The following is a 17,628-nucleotide window of genomic DNA, read 5'->3' as shown; positions in this document are numbered from 1 at the left end:
GATTTTACGGATATTAGTTTATCGGTTCTTTAGTTTATATGGTTATACATAAATAGGTTTATTCGTATCTCAGTATAATCATTTATTAGTATAATAGCCTATAAAAATATATGTTTAATAGAATATTCATATATAAGTTTAATCAGTTTGTCCGTCAATTAGGATATCCATATTTTCGTTTAGTAATACATTCGAAGTGATGCTTATTCTTCATGAAGATTGTTAGAAAAGTATAAAAAAGAGGATATTTACAAAGAAATAAGAAGATAAATTCTTTTATATCAACTATTTTGGCTATTTTTGCAACCAATATTAGAACTTAAGAACATTAGATAATCCAGAAATAAGACTTTTAGTCTTTCAGAACGAAAGAATATAAGTCAATCAGTTTATTCTAATTGCCAGCAATTCTAATATATGTAAATTGTATTAAACAATAACGTGAAATAAGGAAAAAAGAAATATGAAACATGAACTACAGGAAATTGTTGCAGTAGTGAACAACAAGGGTGGAGTAGGCAAGACGGCTACTGTGCAGTCTCTGGCTTCTGGCATAGTCCGGTTGAATCACAATCTCAGGGTTCTGGTAATAGACTTAGACCCACAATGCAACCTCTCTTCGCTTTTCGGAGTGAGAGATAACGAATATGATAACATATACAACGCCATGTGCAAACAGAGTGGTGTGCCAGTCTACAAATGTAAAAATGGAGTATATGCAGTTCCAGGATCTGCTCAGATGGAAAATATAGAACAACACCTTCCAGGAGGCCCTTCACTGAGAGAACAGATGAAGAGCTACACGGTATTACTGGGATGCTTGCAAGACAACGATTGCCATGACATGACAGGAGAAGGACTGAAAAACGTATTTGATGATTTCGACTACATTTTCATAGACTGTCCTCCAGCACTTTCCAAGAACACTTATAATGCTTTGGTTGCTGCGAGCAAGATTTTGATTCCAGTACAGATGGAAGCATTATCTGTCAAGGGAGTAAGTGAAGTACTCAGCGTAATGGATGAAGTGAAGGAGTTCCACATGAACGATAATTTGGAATTACTTGGACTCCTGCCAGTTATGGTAGATGAAAGAACCAAGATTACCAAGCAGTTGAGCAAACTTTTAGGCGAAAAACATGGCGACTTAATTCTGCCTTGCCGTATCCGACGCTCTGTAAAGTTCCTGGAAGCTCAGGCACACGGACAAAGCATATTCGAATATGCACCTTACTCAAGTACAGGTATCGATTACGAAATTGCTATCAAGCGCATGTTCAACATCAAAATCTAATCTTGGTAGGGTAGGTTGAAACATGTAATAATAAAACAAAAGAAGATAAACTTATAAAATATAAGAATTATGGCTGTAGCAAAAAGAAATTTAGAAGAAATTGGTGAGTCTCTTGAAAATATGGGTATGAACGACCGACCAAGTTTATTAAACACAGAAATGGCAAAAAGCGAAGAGGATAAAAATATATCTAAAGGTGGTCGCAAGAGAAAAAGTTACTGGACTGCAGAGGAAAGACGCACTAGAACGAGTGTGGCTACATATCTTAACAAGGAAGAACTCCTTCTCCTGAAGATGAAATGCCTCTCAGATGATATCCCACAGGAAAACCTGCTCTACAATATCCTGATGGATTACTTAAAAAAGTAAGCAAACAAAAAGTAGTTATTAAAAGGGTGAAAACCACAAAACTGTTTACCTAAAAAAGCGCTAAGCTTAAAAATAAGGTATAAGTTCCTACAAAAACCACATTTTTGTTTACCAAAAGAATGATAATTATAGATTATTCTTTATAATAAATTATATATTTCTTATTCATTACAGAGAGCATAATAGCTTGATTAATAATGAGTTATGTTTGAAATGGTAAATAGAAAAGTGGTTTTAGGTAAATAGGAATATGGTTTATGGTAAATAGCTTGGTGGTTTCGGGTAAATATTTATGTGGTTTTAAGTAAATAAAAAAGTGGTTTTAGGTAAACAACTTTGTGGTTTATGGTAAACAGAAATGTGGTTTTTATATGAGTGAACCAAAAGGAAACAAGAATCTGGTGTGGATTAACACACCTTTTTCGCTGACAAAATTGGATAAGCAATATACATTATTGCAACAAAACATATTGATGGTTGCAAGTACCCATCTGCAGAAGTATGTTGAAGAGTATTTTACCGAGAAGAGAGTGCTTGGAGATGCACGCTCCGACTATCTTTTCGAGAAAGGAATAGAGCATGCTGTTATGGAGATTCCGCCCATCAAAATAGACATCAAGGATTTTCAGGTATCAACGGAGTTTCATAATTATAAGAATCTGCGTGATACGCTGAAGAACGATATCCTCAACCTGTCGGTGCGTGTAAAGACGGATAGCAAGACAGAGAAGATACAGCACGTATTTTCAAACATCGAGATTCCGACAACGCAGAAAGGCTATACAAAGAGCGATGGTGAGAAAGTAGAACGCATCAAGGGTGAAGTAATACTTGAGATAGATCCAAAACTCACTATGAGCCTTTTTGATATGCGTCAGGGATATATTCACCATATCTCCATGATTGCTAAATATTCCAAGAAGGTGAATACACCTCGACTCTATATATATCTGCTTCGTCAGATGGGACTAGACAAGAGCCTGGATGTTAAGGTTGAGTTTTTGCCGATGAAACAGTATTTGGGTCTGGTAGAACTTGATGAACATGGCAATATTCTGCTTGACGACAAGGGGGAGCCTGTGATGAATAAATATCCTAAATTCTCGCAATTCAGAAAACAGGTACTCGATGTGGTAAGGGAAGATCTCAACAGAATGGCTAGTCGCAGTGAGACAGATATCGTATTTGATGAATTTTCTGAAGAAGACTTTGTTTATCGGAACGGAAAGCATAAGGGAGATCCTGAATATGTTATCTTCCATATCAAGCGGACGGATGTAGGTATCAATCATATCGGAGATAAAGATGCAGATATTGCTCGTCGTCTGAATGAAAAAATAAACCGTAATAGAGGAAAGAAAACATCTGATGATGCCACGCAGCAGGGAGATCTTTTTGCGCATGTATATCAGAATCCTGACAAGAAGATAGAAGTAGACACGACTCAAGGTTTTGAGCAATGGAATCAGTTTATTTCGATGGTACAGGATACCAGTCAGCAAGCCCTGTTGGGCAGATGCAAATTCATAGGAATCAAGAATGACAGATTCTGTATTGCTGCTAGTGATGATGATTTTGCTGCTTTGAAAACATCGGGTCTTGAAAGGCTGGCACAAGAATTTTTTGACTGTGTCGGTTCATTCATGCCTGTATTCTATAGAGGCTAAGCAGAACAAGAAAGCAGAAGAGGAAGTAGGGGAGTACCGTACTTCCTCTTTTTGATAGTATGCAAAACCACATTTCTGTTTACCTACTTTTAAGAATGGCTTATCATCAAAACCACAAAACTGTTTACCTGAAATGTCATGTATATAATTCATTCCATTTTGAGGTTATATTAATTATTTACCAAATCCGTGTTATAATTTGATATGTAATAAGTTATATCATTTTTATATCAGTCTTTTATTCTTAGGTAAACAGTTTTGTGGTTTTTGGTAAACAAAATAGTGGTTTCAGGTAAACAAAATAGTGGTTTCTGGTAAACAGTTTTGTGGTTTTTATCTTGATAAGATATTATTATTTATCTAATTCTATTTGAAATCAGGCACCTGAATACAATTTGAGTATGTGTATAACTATCAGTATATTAGTATATTATGTAAAACGACTAAAGGAGTTGTCTAGACATTTTGATTCTTTCTTTAGTAGCAACTGAATAAGAATTTAAAAACCACAAAACTGTTTACCTGGCAGAACGTTCATCGATTTTTCTCATAAACCACATTTCTGTTTACCTGTTTTTCTCATGAATTTAACTAGGTAAAAACCACATTTCTATTTACCTAAAAAGGAGCAACTGCTTTTTACTAGGATAGGTAAACAGTTTTGTGGTTTCTGGTAAACAAAATAGTGGTTTCAGGTAAACAGTTTAGTGGTTTAGGTAAATAGAATAGTGGTTTAGGTAAACAAAAATGTGGTTTGTGCTACAAAATGCAGTGATTTTTGGTAAACAACTTTGTGGTTTATGCGTGGTTTTGTGGTTTTAGGTAAACAGTTTTGTGGTTTTCTCCTTATAGAGAATCAAATTCATAATTGTCTAATTGTAGAATTGACTAATTGACGGAAAAACTACAAGTAAGTTTCTTTTTAGATTATTATTTTGTCATTGAACTGCTTTCAAGTAAGTTCTCACCGCATTCACAAGTTCTATGATGGTTATACCAGTCATGGCCCAACGTGAAACCAGAGCCATCAACTTTTGAGGTCAGGAATGAACTGTTTGCGCCTGATGGAAAACTCTTGCAAACTTTCAAGAAAAAATAGTGCCAAGAAAGCCCAATGGTCTTTAGCCTTTGGATTTTCTTGGCACAAAATTTAGCCTTAATCTGTTTCCTTATGTTTATGTAAACGGCTAATTATCTTGTAGCCTCTTCCGTATCTTTTGCCTTTAATTCCAATCAGTCCACCATTATAATAATTCAGAACTTCATTTTTATGGAGTCTTGATAGGGTGGTGTTGAAACAGTTTATCTTGAGAGTAGGATAGAGTTGCATAGTCTTATCGATAAGACTCTCTTTGGTTTGCGGGAGAGACTCCTCTGTTAAGACTTTTACCATCGTAGATGCCAAAGAAGGTTTGGAATTATCTTTCAGGATAGTCTTTTCTTTTTTCTTTTCCTTCTTCTCCTTCTTCTTATGGTTATCTACAGTTGGAGTGGCAGTCTTTTTCTCTTCCTTCTTTGCCTGTTTGGCAAAGGATTCCGCATTGATGTCAAGCTTCAGTCCCAGAATTTCCGAAATGATGTTCTTGAGGACATAGATGAACAACTCGCTGTCTTTACTCTTGAGTGAGGTCTCTTGTTTCCAGTAGCGACTCTTGAAAGCAAGTTGGGTCAACTCTTCAATCTCCTGTTCAGAAATATCTTCTTTGTTAGCGAGACGTGCATTGGCCACATTGAGGAATGAAGCAAAGGAGAAGGTGGAGAATTGACTCGGAATTACGTATGTGAAAATATGATTGTTTTCTCCCTTTGCTGAAGGATGTTTGAGATTAATCATACTCATCCCTTTTACCAGAGCAATTAAAAAAGCCATGCTGGCGTATGAGAGATTTGTATTTTCAACCTCACAGATTCCTTTATAGTCGAGGTTCTTATCCGAGATAAAGTTCATGGTAAAAATACCATAGTTAGTCCATTCTGTAGAATGGAGCAACTGCTGGAGTGTGGGATCTTCTGGTGCACCCAAGCCTCTGTTGACGCTATCTATATAGCGACGCATTGTTTCTACTTCTTCCCATTGGAGAAGTGAATCATCTCCCGGCTCATTGTTTCTGATGCAGCCGATGGTTCCCAGTCTGATAACATCAGCAGAAGTTGAAGTTCGCAGGTGATTTGCGAGCTTGGCAAATAAATTAGGCATCCAGTCGAAATCATCAACCGGCGAATCTATATAATCTTCCTGATAGTAATTGTTATCAGTAAAATCTAAATCTTGATACATGCTATATTCTGTAAAAAATTGAATTCAAATCTTTCATTTGCAAAGGTAAGAAAAAATATTCTATTCTCCAAATTTTTGGCTAACTATTTGAACATCAGAGTATATTTTATGGTTTTGTTTGCTGAAAAATCACAAAAAATGGTCTTACTTGTAAAAAAAGACAGACTTTTTAATAGTTTACAGGTCAAAAGGTGAGAAAGAATCTGTATTTTTTCTTGTATGATTAAAATGTTTTTTGTAACTTCGCAGCATGATTTAACGTGAATAATAATACTTATATATATAATTAAGGTGAAAGCATTTACATATATCCAGCAAGGAAAGTTTGGCTTCACAGAAAAAGGGAAGCCTACGATAATAGATGAGCATGATGCCATCGTAAGAGTAACGCTGAGCAGTATCTGCACCAGTGATCTTCATATCAAGCATGGTTCTGTGCCTCGCGCAGTACCGGGGATTACTGTTGGCCACGAAATGGTAGGCATTGTAGAGGAAGTAGGGGAGAGGGTTTCCCATGTGAAGCCGGGCGACAGAGTAACCGTGAATGTAGAGACCTTCTGTGGAGAATGCTTCTATTGCAAGCATGGATACGTGAACAATTGTACTTCTCCATATGGCGGATGGGCACTGGGATGCAGAATCGATGGCGGGCAGACGGAATATGTGAGGGTTCCTTATGCTACAACCGGCTTGAACAAGATTCCTGATTCGGTAAGCGATGAGCAGGCGCTCTTCGTTGGCGACATCCTTGCTACTGGATTCTGGGCTACGAGAATATCTGATATTACGGAAGAGGATACTGTCTTGATTATCGGTGCTGGCCCTACGGGTGTCTGCTGTTTGCTTTGCACCCTGCTCAAGAATCCGAGAAACATCATCGTCTGTGAGAAATCAAAGGATAGGCGAGAGTTCATTCAGAAGCATTATCCTCAGGTGATGGTTGTTGAACCGGAGGATTGTGAGGCATTTGTCAAACAACATAGTCTGCATGGGGGAGCTGATGTGGTGATGGAGGTTGCAGGTGGACCTGATACCTTCCAGCTTGCCTGGAAGTGTGCCCGTCCTAATGCCATCGTCACCATCGTTGCGATGTATGACAAGCCGCAGATGCTTCCGCTTCCTGATATGTATGGCAAGAACCTCATCTTCAAGACGGGAGGTGTGGATGGATGTGACTGTGAGGAAATCCTTGATTTGATAGCCCAGGGAAAGATAGATACCACTCCTCTGATTACCCATCGTTTCCCGCTTTCAAGAATAGAAGAGGCATACGATGTCTTTGAGAACCGCAGGGATGGAGTCATCAAGGTGGCGATATTTCCGGGATAAACAAGAGAGGGTGGGTCATAACTCCATGACCCACCCTCTCTTGCTAAAATGCAATGTTCTGTAAATATTAAGCTTTACTGCCAGGAATGGCAGATACAATACCTTGGTGCATCATGCGCGATTTTTCCTTAGCCAATGCCTGCATATCCACTGCCACATCGTCTTCATCCACGATTTCTACGCCAGTCATCGTTTCGATTACGTCTTCCATGGAAACCACTCCTCTCAGACATCCGTATTCATCTACGATGATAGAGATGTGTTCTCGTTTTTCCAACATTTTTTCCCATATCTGGTATAGAGATTCATCCTCGTTGAAGGAAAGAATAGGACGCATCAGCTCGGATAATCTGGTTTGGAACTCATCGTCTGAAACCAATTTGAGAACCATATCTTTCAATACGTATCCCACAATGATATCCTTGTTGTTGTCATAAACGGGAATGCGTGAGAAATTCCATTCTTTCTGTTCGTAAAACTCCTTGGTAGTCAGATTCATGTTGGCTGATTCTACTACAATGGATGGAGTCATAACCTCCTTTGCCTTTACTCCTGCCAGGCGAATGCAGCTTTTGATGATCTTGCTTTCCGATTCGCGGAAGATGCCTTCTGTAGTACCTACGTCTACCATGGCCGATACCTCTTCGCGACTCACGGAAGCCTGGTGGTTCTTCGGAGTAAATACCTTAGTGATAAGTTCCGAAAGCAGTACCAAAGGATAGGTGATAAAGATGAGCACACGGATGATCTTGGTAGATGTCATGGCAAGAGAGCGCCAATATGAAGCTCCGATGGTTTTCGGGATGATTTCTGAAAGTACCAGAATCAACAGAGTGAGAATGGCGGAAATGATGCCGAAGTATTCTTCGCCAAAGAGTTTCATAGACTCGGCTCCTACACCGGCAGAACCGATGGTGTGGGCGATGGTGTTGAGTGAAAGAATGGCACCCACCGGACGGTCTACATTATTCTTATACTGTTTCATCAGTGAGGCAGTCTTGCTGCCTTGATTCTCCTTCATCGAGATAAACGACATCGGAGTAGAAAGTAATACCGCCTCCAGGACGGAGCATAAAAAGGATAGTGACAGAGCACCTAAAAAATATAAAATGATTAAACCCATGTAATTTTAAATTCGTTAATAATATGTTATCTCAAGCAAGATAGATATTATTTCCGAAGACTACGGTTGAGGATGTAATGGGGAACATTACATCTATGTTTATCCAATATAAGTGCATTTTTAAATACCATAACTATATGTTTCAATTTTCTGCAAAGATATAGATAAAAATACGAATTTACTATGTTTTTGTTGAAAATTAAATTGTTTTAATATGATTTTGGTAAATCTGTGTAGAAGTATAAAAAAATCTAATTTTAACAATAATATAATGTATAATTCATCAAGTATTTATGAATATTAGGTATTTTTGCAATCAGCATTTAGAAAATTGATTCAATATGAAAAAGAAAATACCTATCATTCTCCTTAACTTTACCGGCGTATACGAATTGGAGGCATTTGCCTCAAATAAGAATATTATCCATGTAGATTGCCGGGACATGAAAGGGGTAGACTGCTATTGTGACGAAGAGGGTAGCGAGGAACTGCATCGCCGATTGGCTCCTTTTCCTGCCAAAGCCGTTCATTTCATAGATTCCGGAGATTTCCATTATCTTACGGAATATTGGGTGTCAAGAATTCATGAACCTTTCTCGCTCATAGTTTTCGACCATCATCCGGATATGCAGCAACCGGAATGGGAGGGTGTTGTGTCATGTGGTGGTTGGGTGAGAGATGTTTTGGAGAAGAACCCGTTTGTCAAACACATTATCATAGTGGGGGCATCGGACGAGTTGATAGCCCAGGTGCCTGTTCACTTGAGAGAGAGGGTGTTGTTCTACAGTCAGGCAGAGATAGACCATCACCAGGCTTGGCCGTCGAAGGCTGGTAAACTTATACATGAGCCGGTTTACATATCCATAGATAAGGATGTATTGAGAAAGCAGGATGCCATCACCGACTGGAGCAATGGAGATATGACACTTATGCAGCTCCAAGCCGTGCTTCGCATCATCTATGCCCATGAGAAAGTGATAGGGATAGATATTACAGGCGAATGTTCAGCTACGCTTGACTATTTCTCTGAGTTGGAGGATGCAGAGATTAACAACGAGGCAAATGAAGAATTGTTAAGGATGATTCTGGAGGAGAACCATCCTTAGCCTTCTTAGGCGTAAGCTTGAAGTATACGGTCTAGCTCGTCGAGTTCTTCCTCCTTTGTTGCCCAGCTTGTCACGAATCGGCAGATGATTTCATGTTCGCTCTTTCTTTCCCATATCTCGAATGCTACTTTTTGGGAAAGGGCTTCGTAGAGGGTAGGTGAGAGTACTACAAACTGCTGATTGGTTGGAGAATCGTAGGCAATGGCGATGCCATGCTTTTCGAAGATGCTGCGGATGCGGGTAGCCATAGCGATGGCATGGCGCGATATCTTGAAATAGAGCTCATCCGTAAACAGTGTGTCAAACTGGATGCCGAGCATTCTGCCCTTGGCAAGCAAGGCTCCATGACGCTTCACGTTGGTGAAGAAGTATTTCGGTGCCTTCATGCCCGAGAATACCACAGCTTCTCCCATCATGGCACCCACCTTGGTTCCGCCGATATAGAATACATCACAATGTTTTGCAAGGAATGGCAAGTCATAGTCGCATGCCCCTGAAACCAGACCGTATCCCAGTCGTGCACCATCGATGAAGAGACGGAGGTCATATTTCTGGCAGGTTGCATACAGCGCAGCCAGTTCTTCTCTGGTGTAGACCATTCCGAACTCAGTCGGCATCGAGATATAAACCATGCCTGGCTGTACCATGTGAGGATGCGATTCGTCGGCTAGGAAGGTATCCATATAGGCTGACAGGGTGCCGGTTGTCAGCTTGCTGTTTTTTCCTGGCAGGGTAATGACCTTATGCCCGAAAGCTTCTACTGCTCCTGATTCATGTACCTCGATATGACCGGTTTCCACACAGATTACTCCTTCGCATCCCATGAGCACGGAGTCGATAACGGTGGTGTTGGTCTGCGTACCGCCTATCAGGAAGAAGACTTCTGCATTCTCATTGTCCACAGCCTTGCGGATTTTCTCTTTTGCAGATTCTGAGTATGGATCAAAACCATAACCAGATGTTTTATCACCGTTTGTCTTGCCAAGAGCTTCTAGAATCTCTGGCAGCATACCATTGTTGTAATCACTTTCAAATGAAATCATGTTCTTAATATTACGTGTTTTAATTTTAACTAATTGCAAAGGTAATGATATTTGCTAAAATGTGAGTAAAATAACTATTAATTAATCAAAAATAGCCCTATTTCAGGTATAAGTGGTCATTATACAGATGTCATGTCCCGTCAGTTGACCAGGTTTATTTTTTTTACAAAATCATGATTTAAATCCTCTGAAAATCACGAATTTCCGCTCGGAAAATATTTCTTGAAGAATATTGAAAATATGGCGAAATTCGTAATCGTCAGATATTCAACGTGTTATAAATCTCACTAATTTCTTCGGAAATCCGGAATTCTGTAGTCGTACAACTATAACCCCTATAGTTGTACGACTATAACTCCAGAGTTGTACAACTATAGCCTATATAGTCGTACAACTGTAGCCTTACGGTCGTACAACTATAGGTGATTCGTCTTGCAGAGAGCAAGTAATACGCTATCAAACCAAAAGATTTTTATCATCATGACCTTCTAGATTGAAAATACGGAAATTGCGATAATTAAGAAACAATATTTGACACCCGCATATTTCCGAAGTACAAATTCCAAACTGATATATATGTACCGCCTATTTATCATAATCACCCTTAGAAAATGGGAAATGTCCTCGTATGATAACCTTCTCTTAAAATATTATTTGAAATAGTCAAACAGAAAAATTGGGAAAGCATTGAGTACAGCTACTTTGCAATCTTCGGTATTCACATACTGTTCTACTTGTGAGTTGAATATTTTGTCTTGAAGTATGTCTTCTTTAGATGCAGGCATCGTATTCTTCCCCTTACATAGATAGTTCGCTTTTCCCACATTCATTTCCTTTAAATATTCCCAATTTTGCTTAACTTCCTCCATCTCTACTTCTGTTGGCTCTCGATGATCTTTCAGTAGGATGAAATCGAAACTGTCATACGCAGAAAAATCTGCAGATACACCTTTAAACTTACCCCACTCAGAACGTGTTACAGAATACGTCCAATAGTTTGCATCGGGCAACTGCTTAGTATATCGTATAGACTCAACCATCGGATAGTCAATATATAGCCTACCAAACTCTGTTTCGTTGTTGAATGTTTCAAGCATTTCCTTTACCTGCCTGTTGATTTCTTCGAGAGATAAATTCCGGTTATGAAAGTCATAGTCGAAGAACAGATAGATTTCAGAAATGTCAGCAGATGCATCAATATCCTTGAGCGGATTGTCTGCTTGACCAGCAAATTTCTCCATCAGCAAAGACACAATATCTCCATCGCCATCATACTCCTGCAAATCTTTGTATAGCTGATAGATGTTGTTGTTATAGGAACATACTATCTGCTCATCTCTATTTGCAAAGTATAATCGCTGGATGGTGCGGAACAAATCCGGCTCCCGTTTTACTCCTTCAAAAACGAATAGTATCATACTTCGAATGCGTTACCTCTAAACATTTTTTCTATATTATGCCCGAATCTCAACTCTTTTTGAGTGCAGTCGCTCAACGGCTTGATTTTGTTGTCTTGCAAGATGAAATTGCAATCTGGACGAAGCAAGTCGTTGGTCATCAGATAGGTGTTGTGTGATGATGTAAAAGCCTGACATGGAAGGGAAAAGAGGGTTTTGCAAACCTCATAAGAGAGTCTGAAATGATAGAATGCATCAAATTCATCTATGAAAACGAACGATGCTTTTGTCATCTGTTTCAGCCAGTAATATAGCAGCATCAGAGATTGAGTACCCGTTGATGCAATCTTATCGAATGGAATGCGACCTAATCCAAATACGCAATACAACTCTTTATCATCATCCTTTGGCTCCTGAAACTCAAAACTTTGTCCGCTTACCCGATGGATGAATTCCTCAAAGTCCTGAGTCAGCTTATTCTTGATGATATACTCATCGAGATTTGCCGGAGCAGTAGCCAACCCCATAAACTCATTTTTTTCAACACTTCTGAACCATAACATTGAGTTTACGAATTGCTGCAGTTTCAGAAGATAATGTTCCTTGGCAAGAGGATAGGAAGTAAGCAGAAAGTTTACGATGGATACATTATTGGCGTTATTGGCAAGGTTTGCCTTCACCGCAGAATCCATCGGGAATTCAACATCATCCAATGTCAAGACAGAATTCTTGTTGCAGAAAATAAGCTTGTTATTCACAACAAGTTCTTCTTCCTCCAGTTTTCCATCAGGTGATTTGCTATATGTATATAGTAACGTATTATCTCTAAACTTGAATGTATATTCAAATTTTACGGGGAAGTTCAACTTTCCCGTATATGTAAAGTTATCATAATAGTTCACCTTCTTCCACTTCTGTGAAAGATGATTGGTAATGTCGAAGATGGCCATTGCAAAGTTTGACTTGCCAGAACCATTAGGTCCATATACGATGCCATTCTTGATGATACCATCTTTAATGGCAAAAGTATTGAACGAATAGTTACTTGGTTTCGACAAATCCCATTCTATACGATTGGCAAATCCTCTATAGTTCGTTACGGCAAATTTTACTAGCATGCTTATATATACTTTATTTTTAATTGATAACAATTTTGTTGGTGCAAAGCTAATACACACTTAAACAATGCAAACTATCTTTTATTATAATGTCAAGTGCAGCTAAGCAGTTGCAAAGATATACAAAATATCAATACGCCGTAATTTTTTTACGGATATTTAAGATAATAATCCTTGCAATACAATTTAAATGCTTTATCATTAAAAAAACTAATTGCTAAAGTTATATGGTGATTCCTCTCAATAGGGTGTACTGCAAACTTTCTATTTACGATAAGACACCTTAGAAAATGGGAAGCATGCAAAGTTAAGAAAAAAAACAATATTCAATGGCAAATAACCAAGAAAAATTCCATGAAATAATAATTTTTTATAAAAAGAACAATATATTATACCTTTTTTTGCGTAATCTAGATTTTTTTGTTAACTTTGCAGGAAAAGTACAATATAATATACTACTTGGTATGAAAATTCAAGAAGTAATGAAATTGCAGCGTATGGCCTTGGGGATTACCCAGCAAGACCTCGCTGACATGTCTGAGATAGCCATTTCTACCATCAAGAAAATAGAGAGTGGTAAAGGAAACCCCTCTCTATCGACGGTTGAAAAAATCATGGATATCCTTGGCATGGAGGTTAAATATGAGATTCGTCAAACAGTTTAAATAAAGTAAGTCATGAGAAAAGCTATCGTTTATTGTCACGACACAGAAGCAGGATTCTTAGAGGAGTCAACTCCTGGCAGAGGTTATACCTTCACATACGACAAGCAGTATATGATGGATAGGACCCATGATCCAGTCTCACTTACCATGCCTTTCAGGGAAGAGCCTTATCAGTCTGATTATCTATTCCCTGTTTTTACCAATATGCTTCCAGAAGGAGCAAACAGAAAGATAGTCTGCAGAAGTTGGCGATTGGATGAGAAGGATTTCTTTGGACTTCTTCTGAAGATAGCAACCCATGATACGATAGGAGCATTAACTGTAAAAGAAGTAGAATCATGAAAGAATTAAATCATTGCCCATCCACCCTTGCAGATGGTTTTTCCACTTACTCTCCTACAGCTTGCAAAAAACTGTTTGATGGTCAGAAAGTGTCGCATTTGCTTGATTTTGAAATAGATGAAATCAGTAAGACATCAGAGACTATGATAGCCATGAGACGTATCTCTGTTTCTGGAGCTCAGGAGAAATTTCCTGCAGTGATAGAGAATGGAATCATCAGAATCTCGCAGACGGATGAACGTTCTCGCTATATTCTGAAGCCAGCACCTTGGGACAATACTCTTTATACAAGGAAGCAGATTCCTGCTAACGAGCATCTTACCATGCAGATAGCTTCACAGGTATATGGTATCATTACAGCAGAAAATGGTCTTTGCTTTACCCCTCATGGAGATATGGTATATATTACCAAGAGATTTGACATAGCCAAGGATGGAAGCAAATATCTCATGGAGGATTTCGCTTCTCTGGTTGGTAAGAATGAAGCCGAGCAAGGTACTTATTTCAAATATGATGGATGCTTCGAGGATATTGCCTGTGCAATAAAACGATTTATTCCTGCTTGGATGATAGCCATGGAACGTTTCTTTAAGTTGGTTGTATTCAATTACATCTACGGCAACGGCGACGACCATCTGAAAAACTTCTCCATCATGAGAATTGGCGACCATTACCAGCTTGCTCCCGCCTATGACCTGATGAACACCTGTCTCCATATCGAGGGCGATGATCTGGGGTTGAATGGGGGGCTTTCTCTGACTCTGGAGAAAAGTGATGTGTATGAGCGAACAGGGCATCCATGCCGTCTGGACTTTGAGAGATTTGGAGAGCATATCGGTCTGAAGAAGAAGCGTATAGAAATGATTCTTGACTCTTTTCCAGTCTTGCCTGACGAAGTAGAGCATTTGGTCAACAATTCTTTTTTGACAGACAAGATGAAACGCACCTATTTACGAATAGTCAAAGAAAGAATTCAAAGATTCAATCGTAAATCAGAATGAGAATCATGAACGGGAAATCTTTTCATGGCGCCAGTGCTTGAAAAATAATAATTTAAATTAATACAATGAACATCAAGTCAATAGGTAGTAAAATCAAGGGAAATCCTAAGATGGTAGAGGGTACGGTATATTCCATGCTCATCATCTGTAGCATTTCCCATTTCTTGAATGATATGATTCAGTCGATTATCCCTTCCATCTATCCGATTGTGAAGGATAAGTTCGACTTCTCGTTTGCACAGATAGGTATCATCACGCTGGTCTTCCAGATGACGTCTTCCATCCTGCAACCTTTTACGGGGCTTTATGCTGACAAGCATCCCCGTCCCTATGCTCTTTCCCTCGGCATGTGCTTCACCTTGGTGGGCTTGCTCCTGCTGGCTTTTGCCGAGAATTATTTTCTGATTCTCCTGGCTGTGAGCGTCGTAGGTCTGGGCTCATCCGTGTTTCATCCCACAGCTTCAAGAGTGGCACAGATGGCATCGGGAGGCAAGAAGAGTCTGGCACAATCTATCTTTCAGGTGGGCGGCAATGGCGGATCGGCAGTAGGTCCGCTGCTGGCTGCCATCATCATCCTGCCTTTCGGACAGCATGCCATCTCCTGGTTTGCCCTTGCAGCCCTCCTCGCTGCCATCATCATGGTAAGATTGGGAGTCTGGTACAAGGCACGACTGGCTTACGTGGTGAACCATCCGCAGAAACAACCGCTTCTCAATACCCATATTTCCAAAAGGGTGAAGTATTGGGCACTGTTCATCCTCATCATGCTCGTGTTCTCCAAGTATTTCTATACGGCGTGCATCACGAGCTACTTCACCTTCTTCCTGATGGATAAGTTCGGGGTCTCGGTACAGACTTCACAGCTGTGTCTCTTCGTGTTCCTTGCAGCCTTTGCCATAGGAACAGTGGCAGGAGGAATGCTGGGTGACAAGTTCGGCAGAAAGTATGTCATCTGGTTTTCCATTCTGGGGGCAGCACCTTTCGCCATCGCCATGCCTTTCGTCAACTTCACGTGGACCATCATCTTTACCTTCCTGTCAGGATTGATCATTGCCTCGGCTTTCTCTTCCATCGTGGTATATGCTACCGACCTGATGCCAGATAAAGTAGGACTGATAGCCGGCATTTTCTTCGGACTGATGTTTGGTTTGGGAGGTTTGGGCTCTGCTTTCTTCGGCTGGTTAGCAGACAAGACGAGCATCGAGTTTATCTTCCAGGTGAGTGCCTTCCTGCCATTGCTCGGCATCATTGCAGGATTCTTGCCGAATACACAGAAGAAGAGCGTTGAAGAAACGGATGAAAACGCAAAGTAAATGAAAGACTAAAATGATAAGAGAATATTAACAAATGGAACAAGAAGAAAAGAAACAGAAATCTCAAGCTGCAGAGAATCAGGCATCCTGCTCGTCTCTGCAGCCAGTTGCACCACATCCTTTTATTTCTGTCATACCGCTGGCAGTACTTATCACCCTCATCGTCCTGGTTGTCAAAATCTTCCCTGATGATGCCCTGGCTGGTGCCTCTCAGGTGGCCCTCATGATAGCCACAGCCGTTTGTGTAGCACTCGGTATGGGCATCTATAGGATGAAATGGAATATCTTTGAAGAGATGATCAAAAAGACCGTGGGCGATGCCGGAGTATCTATCCTGATCCTGCTGCTCATCGGAATGATGTCAGCTACCTGGATGATCAGTGGTGTGGTACCCACATTAATATATTATGGTGTACAGATCATGTCGCCAACCTTTTTCCTTCCCTGCGCATGCATCATCTCTAGCATCATTTCTGTGATGACGGGAACCTCATGGACCACTATTGCCACCATCGGTATTGCTCTGATGGGAATCGGTGATGCCCTGGGAATACCAGCCCCCTACACCGCTGGAGCTATTATCTCCGGTGCCTATTTCGGGGATAAACTCTCGCCAATGAGCGATACCACCGTCCTTGCTTCGAGTATAGCCGGAGCGGATCTCTTCTCACATATCCGCTATATGCTCTATACTACCATACCAAGCATCCTGCTCTCGCTGGTACTCTATCTCATCATCGGACTCTGTTATGATTCCAAGCCAGTGGATATCAGCCAGTATCTCACCGGTCTGAGTCATGGTTTCAATATCTCCTTGTTTACGATGCTGGTTCCGGCTTTTACAGGATGGCTCATCTACCGTAAGACGCCATCCCTCATCACACTTCTTCTTTCAGCCCTTTCAGCATGCATCTGTGCCCTCATTCTCCAGCCGGAAGTACTTGTAGGGATAGCAGGTGAAGACAGCATCTCTGCCAAAAGCCTCTTTGAAGGAATCATGACCACCTGCTATACCCATACCCAGGTAGATTGCGGCATGGCTAACATCAATGATCTCGTAGCCACCCGAGGTATGGCTGGCATGCTCAATACCATCTGGCTCATCCTCTGTGCCATGTGTTTCGGTTCATGTATGGTAGCCAGCGGCATGCTCCACGCCATTACCCACATGCTCCTGAAAAGCATCCACAGCACCGTATCACTTGTCTGCAGCACCGTGACATCAGGCGTCTTGCTCAATCTCGTTATGGGTGACCAGTTCCTGAGCATTATTATGAATGCATCTATCTATAAGGATGAATATGCCGAACGAGGCTATCGTCCGGAACTCTTGAGCCGTAGTACAGAGGATAGCGCTACCGTAACGAGCGTATTGGTTCCATGGACAGCCTGCGGTATGACGCAGAGTACGGTTCTTGGTATCCCGACACTTGTCTATCTCCCCTTCTGCTTCTTCAACATCATCAGTCCTTTGATGAGTTGTCTGGTTGCCATCCTTGGCTTCGTACCCAACCCACAACCCAAGGAAAACAAAGCATCAGCAGCGTAAGAGTCTGATATCCATTAATATGAATAGGAGATTC

At 40.4% G+C, this 17,628-nt stretch carries 15 protein-coding genes; 10 read left to right on the top strand and 5 right to left on the bottom strand.

The genetic code is table 11. The annotated features are described in order from the left end of the window. Positions 1–463 precede the first annotated feature (463 nt). The 3 genes from ONT18_RS16825 (at position 464) to ONT18_RS16815 (ending at position 3,330) form a co-directional block, all read left to right on the top strand. Positions 464–1,294 carry a ParA family protein gene (locus ONT18_RS16825; RefSeq protein WP_006848166.1) on the top strand — a complete coding sequence of 277 codons (831 nt, stop codon included), beginning with the start codon at positions 464–466 and terminating at the stop codon, positions 1,292–1,294. 69 nt (positions 1,295–1,363) lie between these two features. After that, positions 1,364–1,663, top strand: a complete 300-nt coding sequence (locus ONT18_RS16820; RefSeq protein ID WP_006848167.1) for a hypothetical protein — start codon at positions 1,364–1,366, stop codon at positions 1,661–1,663. A gap of 371 nt (positions 1,664–2,034) precedes the next feature. Continuing rightward, a complete protein-coding gene (locus ONT18_RS16815; RefSeq protein ID WP_147347470.1) occupies positions 2,035–3,330 on the top strand; it encodes a RepB family plasmid replication initiator protein in 1,296 nt (431 codons plus the stop codon). A 1,156-nt stretch (positions 3,331–4,486) separates the two neighbouring features. Here ONT18_RS16815 and ONT18_RS16810 read toward each other — a convergent pair. Then, positions 4,487–5,608, bottom strand: a complete 1,122-nt coding sequence (locus ONT18_RS16810) for a hypothetical protein (RefSeq protein WP_264907179.1) — start codon at positions 5,606–5,608, stop codon at positions 4,487–4,489. Positions 5,609–5,899: 291 nt separating this feature from the next. On the opposite strand from ONT18_RS16810, the gene ONT18_RS16805 reads away from it, so the two are divergent. Continuing rightward, the gene (locus tag ONT18_RS16805; RefSeq protein WP_264907177.1) at positions 5,900–6,937 is read left to right on the top strand and encodes an alcohol dehydrogenase; all 1,038 of its coding nucleotides are present in this window, start codon (positions 5,900–5,902) and stop codon (positions 6,935–6,937) included. A 67-nt stretch (positions 6,938–7,004) separates the two neighbouring features. On the opposite strand, the gene ONT18_RS16800 is transcribed toward ONT18_RS16805, so the two are convergent. Continuing rightward, the gene (locus ONT18_RS16800) at positions 7,005–8,060 is read right to left on the bottom strand and encodes a CNNM domain-containing protein (protein WP_264907174.1); all 1,056 of its coding nucleotides are present in this window, start codon (positions 8,058–8,060) and stop codon (positions 7,005–7,007) included. 341 nt (positions 8,061–8,401) lie between these two features. Here ONT18_RS16800 and ONT18_RS16795 point away from each other — a divergent pair, with 341 nt between their 5' ends. Continuing rightward, positions 8,402–9,166, top strand: a complete 765-nt coding sequence (locus ONT18_RS16795) for an arginase family protein (RefSeq protein ID WP_117695618.1) — start codon at positions 8,402–8,404, stop codon at positions 9,164–9,166. A 5-nt stretch (positions 9,167–9,171) separates the two neighbouring features. On the opposite strand, the gene ONT18_RS16790 is transcribed toward ONT18_RS16795, so the two are convergent. The 3 genes from ONT18_RS16790 to ONT18_RS16780 form a co-directional block, all read right to left on the bottom strand. Further along, positions 9,172–10,209 carry a threonine aldolase family protein gene (locus ONT18_RS16790; protein WP_118080310.1) on the bottom strand — a complete coding sequence of 346 codons (1,038 nt, stop codon included), beginning with the start codon at positions 10,207–10,209 and terminating at the stop codon, positions 9,172–9,174. 650 nt (positions 10,210–10,859) lie between these two features. Then, positions 10,860–11,627 (bottom strand): hypothetical protein, encoded by a 768-nt coding sequence (locus tag ONT18_RS16785; protein WP_264907162.1) that lies wholly within the window; start codon positions 11,625–11,627, stop codon positions 10,860–10,862. Then, a complete protein-coding gene (locus ONT18_RS16780) occupies positions 11,624–12,724 on the bottom strand; it encodes an AAA family ATPase (RefSeq protein WP_264907160.1) in 1,101 nt (366 codons plus the stop codon). The genes ONT18_RS16785 and ONT18_RS16780 overlap by 4 nt, the downstream gene beginning before the upstream one ends. Positions 12,725–13,053: 329 nt before the next feature. Here ONT18_RS16780 and ONT18_RS16775 point away from each other — a divergent pair, with 329 nt between their 5' ends. The 5 genes from ONT18_RS16775 to ONT18_RS16755 all read left to right on the top strand — a co-directional run bounded on the left by ONT18_RS16775 (position 13,054) and on the right by ONT18_RS16755 (position 17,594). After that, positions 13,054–13,389, top strand: coding sequence for a helix-turn-helix domain-containing protein (locus ONT18_RS16775; RefSeq protein ID WP_264907170.1), 336 nt, complete (start codon positions 13,054–13,056; stop codon positions 13,387–13,389). 12 nt (positions 13,390–13,401) lie between these two features. Next, a complete protein-coding gene (locus tag ONT18_RS16770; protein WP_144153490.1) occupies positions 13,402–13,731 on the top strand; it encodes a HipA N-terminal domain-containing protein in 330 nt (109 codons plus the stop codon). After that, positions 13,728–14,732: a HipA domain-containing protein gene (locus ONT18_RS16765; RefSeq protein ID WP_264907167.1), complete on the top strand. Its 1,005-nt coding sequence runs from the start codon at positions 13,728–13,730 to the stop codon at positions 14,730–14,732. The genes ONT18_RS16770 and ONT18_RS16765 overlap by 4 nt, the downstream gene beginning before the upstream one ends. A 65-nt stretch (positions 14,733–14,797) precedes the next feature. Then, the gene (locus ONT18_RS16760; RefSeq protein WP_117588116.1) at positions 14,798–16,045 is read left to right on the top strand and encodes an MFS transporter; all 1,248 of its coding nucleotides are present in this window, start codon (positions 14,798–14,800) and stop codon (positions 16,043–16,045) included. A 34-nt stretch (positions 16,046–16,079) separates the two neighbouring features. Beyond that, positions 16,080–17,594 (top strand): Na+/H+ antiporter NhaC family protein, encoded by a 1,515-nt coding sequence (locus ONT18_RS16755; RefSeq protein ID WP_264907164.1) that lies wholly within the window; start codon positions 16,080–16,082, stop codon positions 17,592–17,594. The last annotated feature ends 34 nt before the right edge of the window (positions 17,595–17,628 follow it).

Source organism: Segatella copri, from assembly GCF_026015295.1.
Lineage (GTDB): Bacteria > Bacteroidota > Bacteroidia > Bacteroidales > Bacteroidaceae > Prevotella > Prevotella copri_C.
The sequence above is the reverse complement of the archived record's forward strand: the minus strand, read 5'-3'. Positions and strand labels throughout refer to the sequence as shown.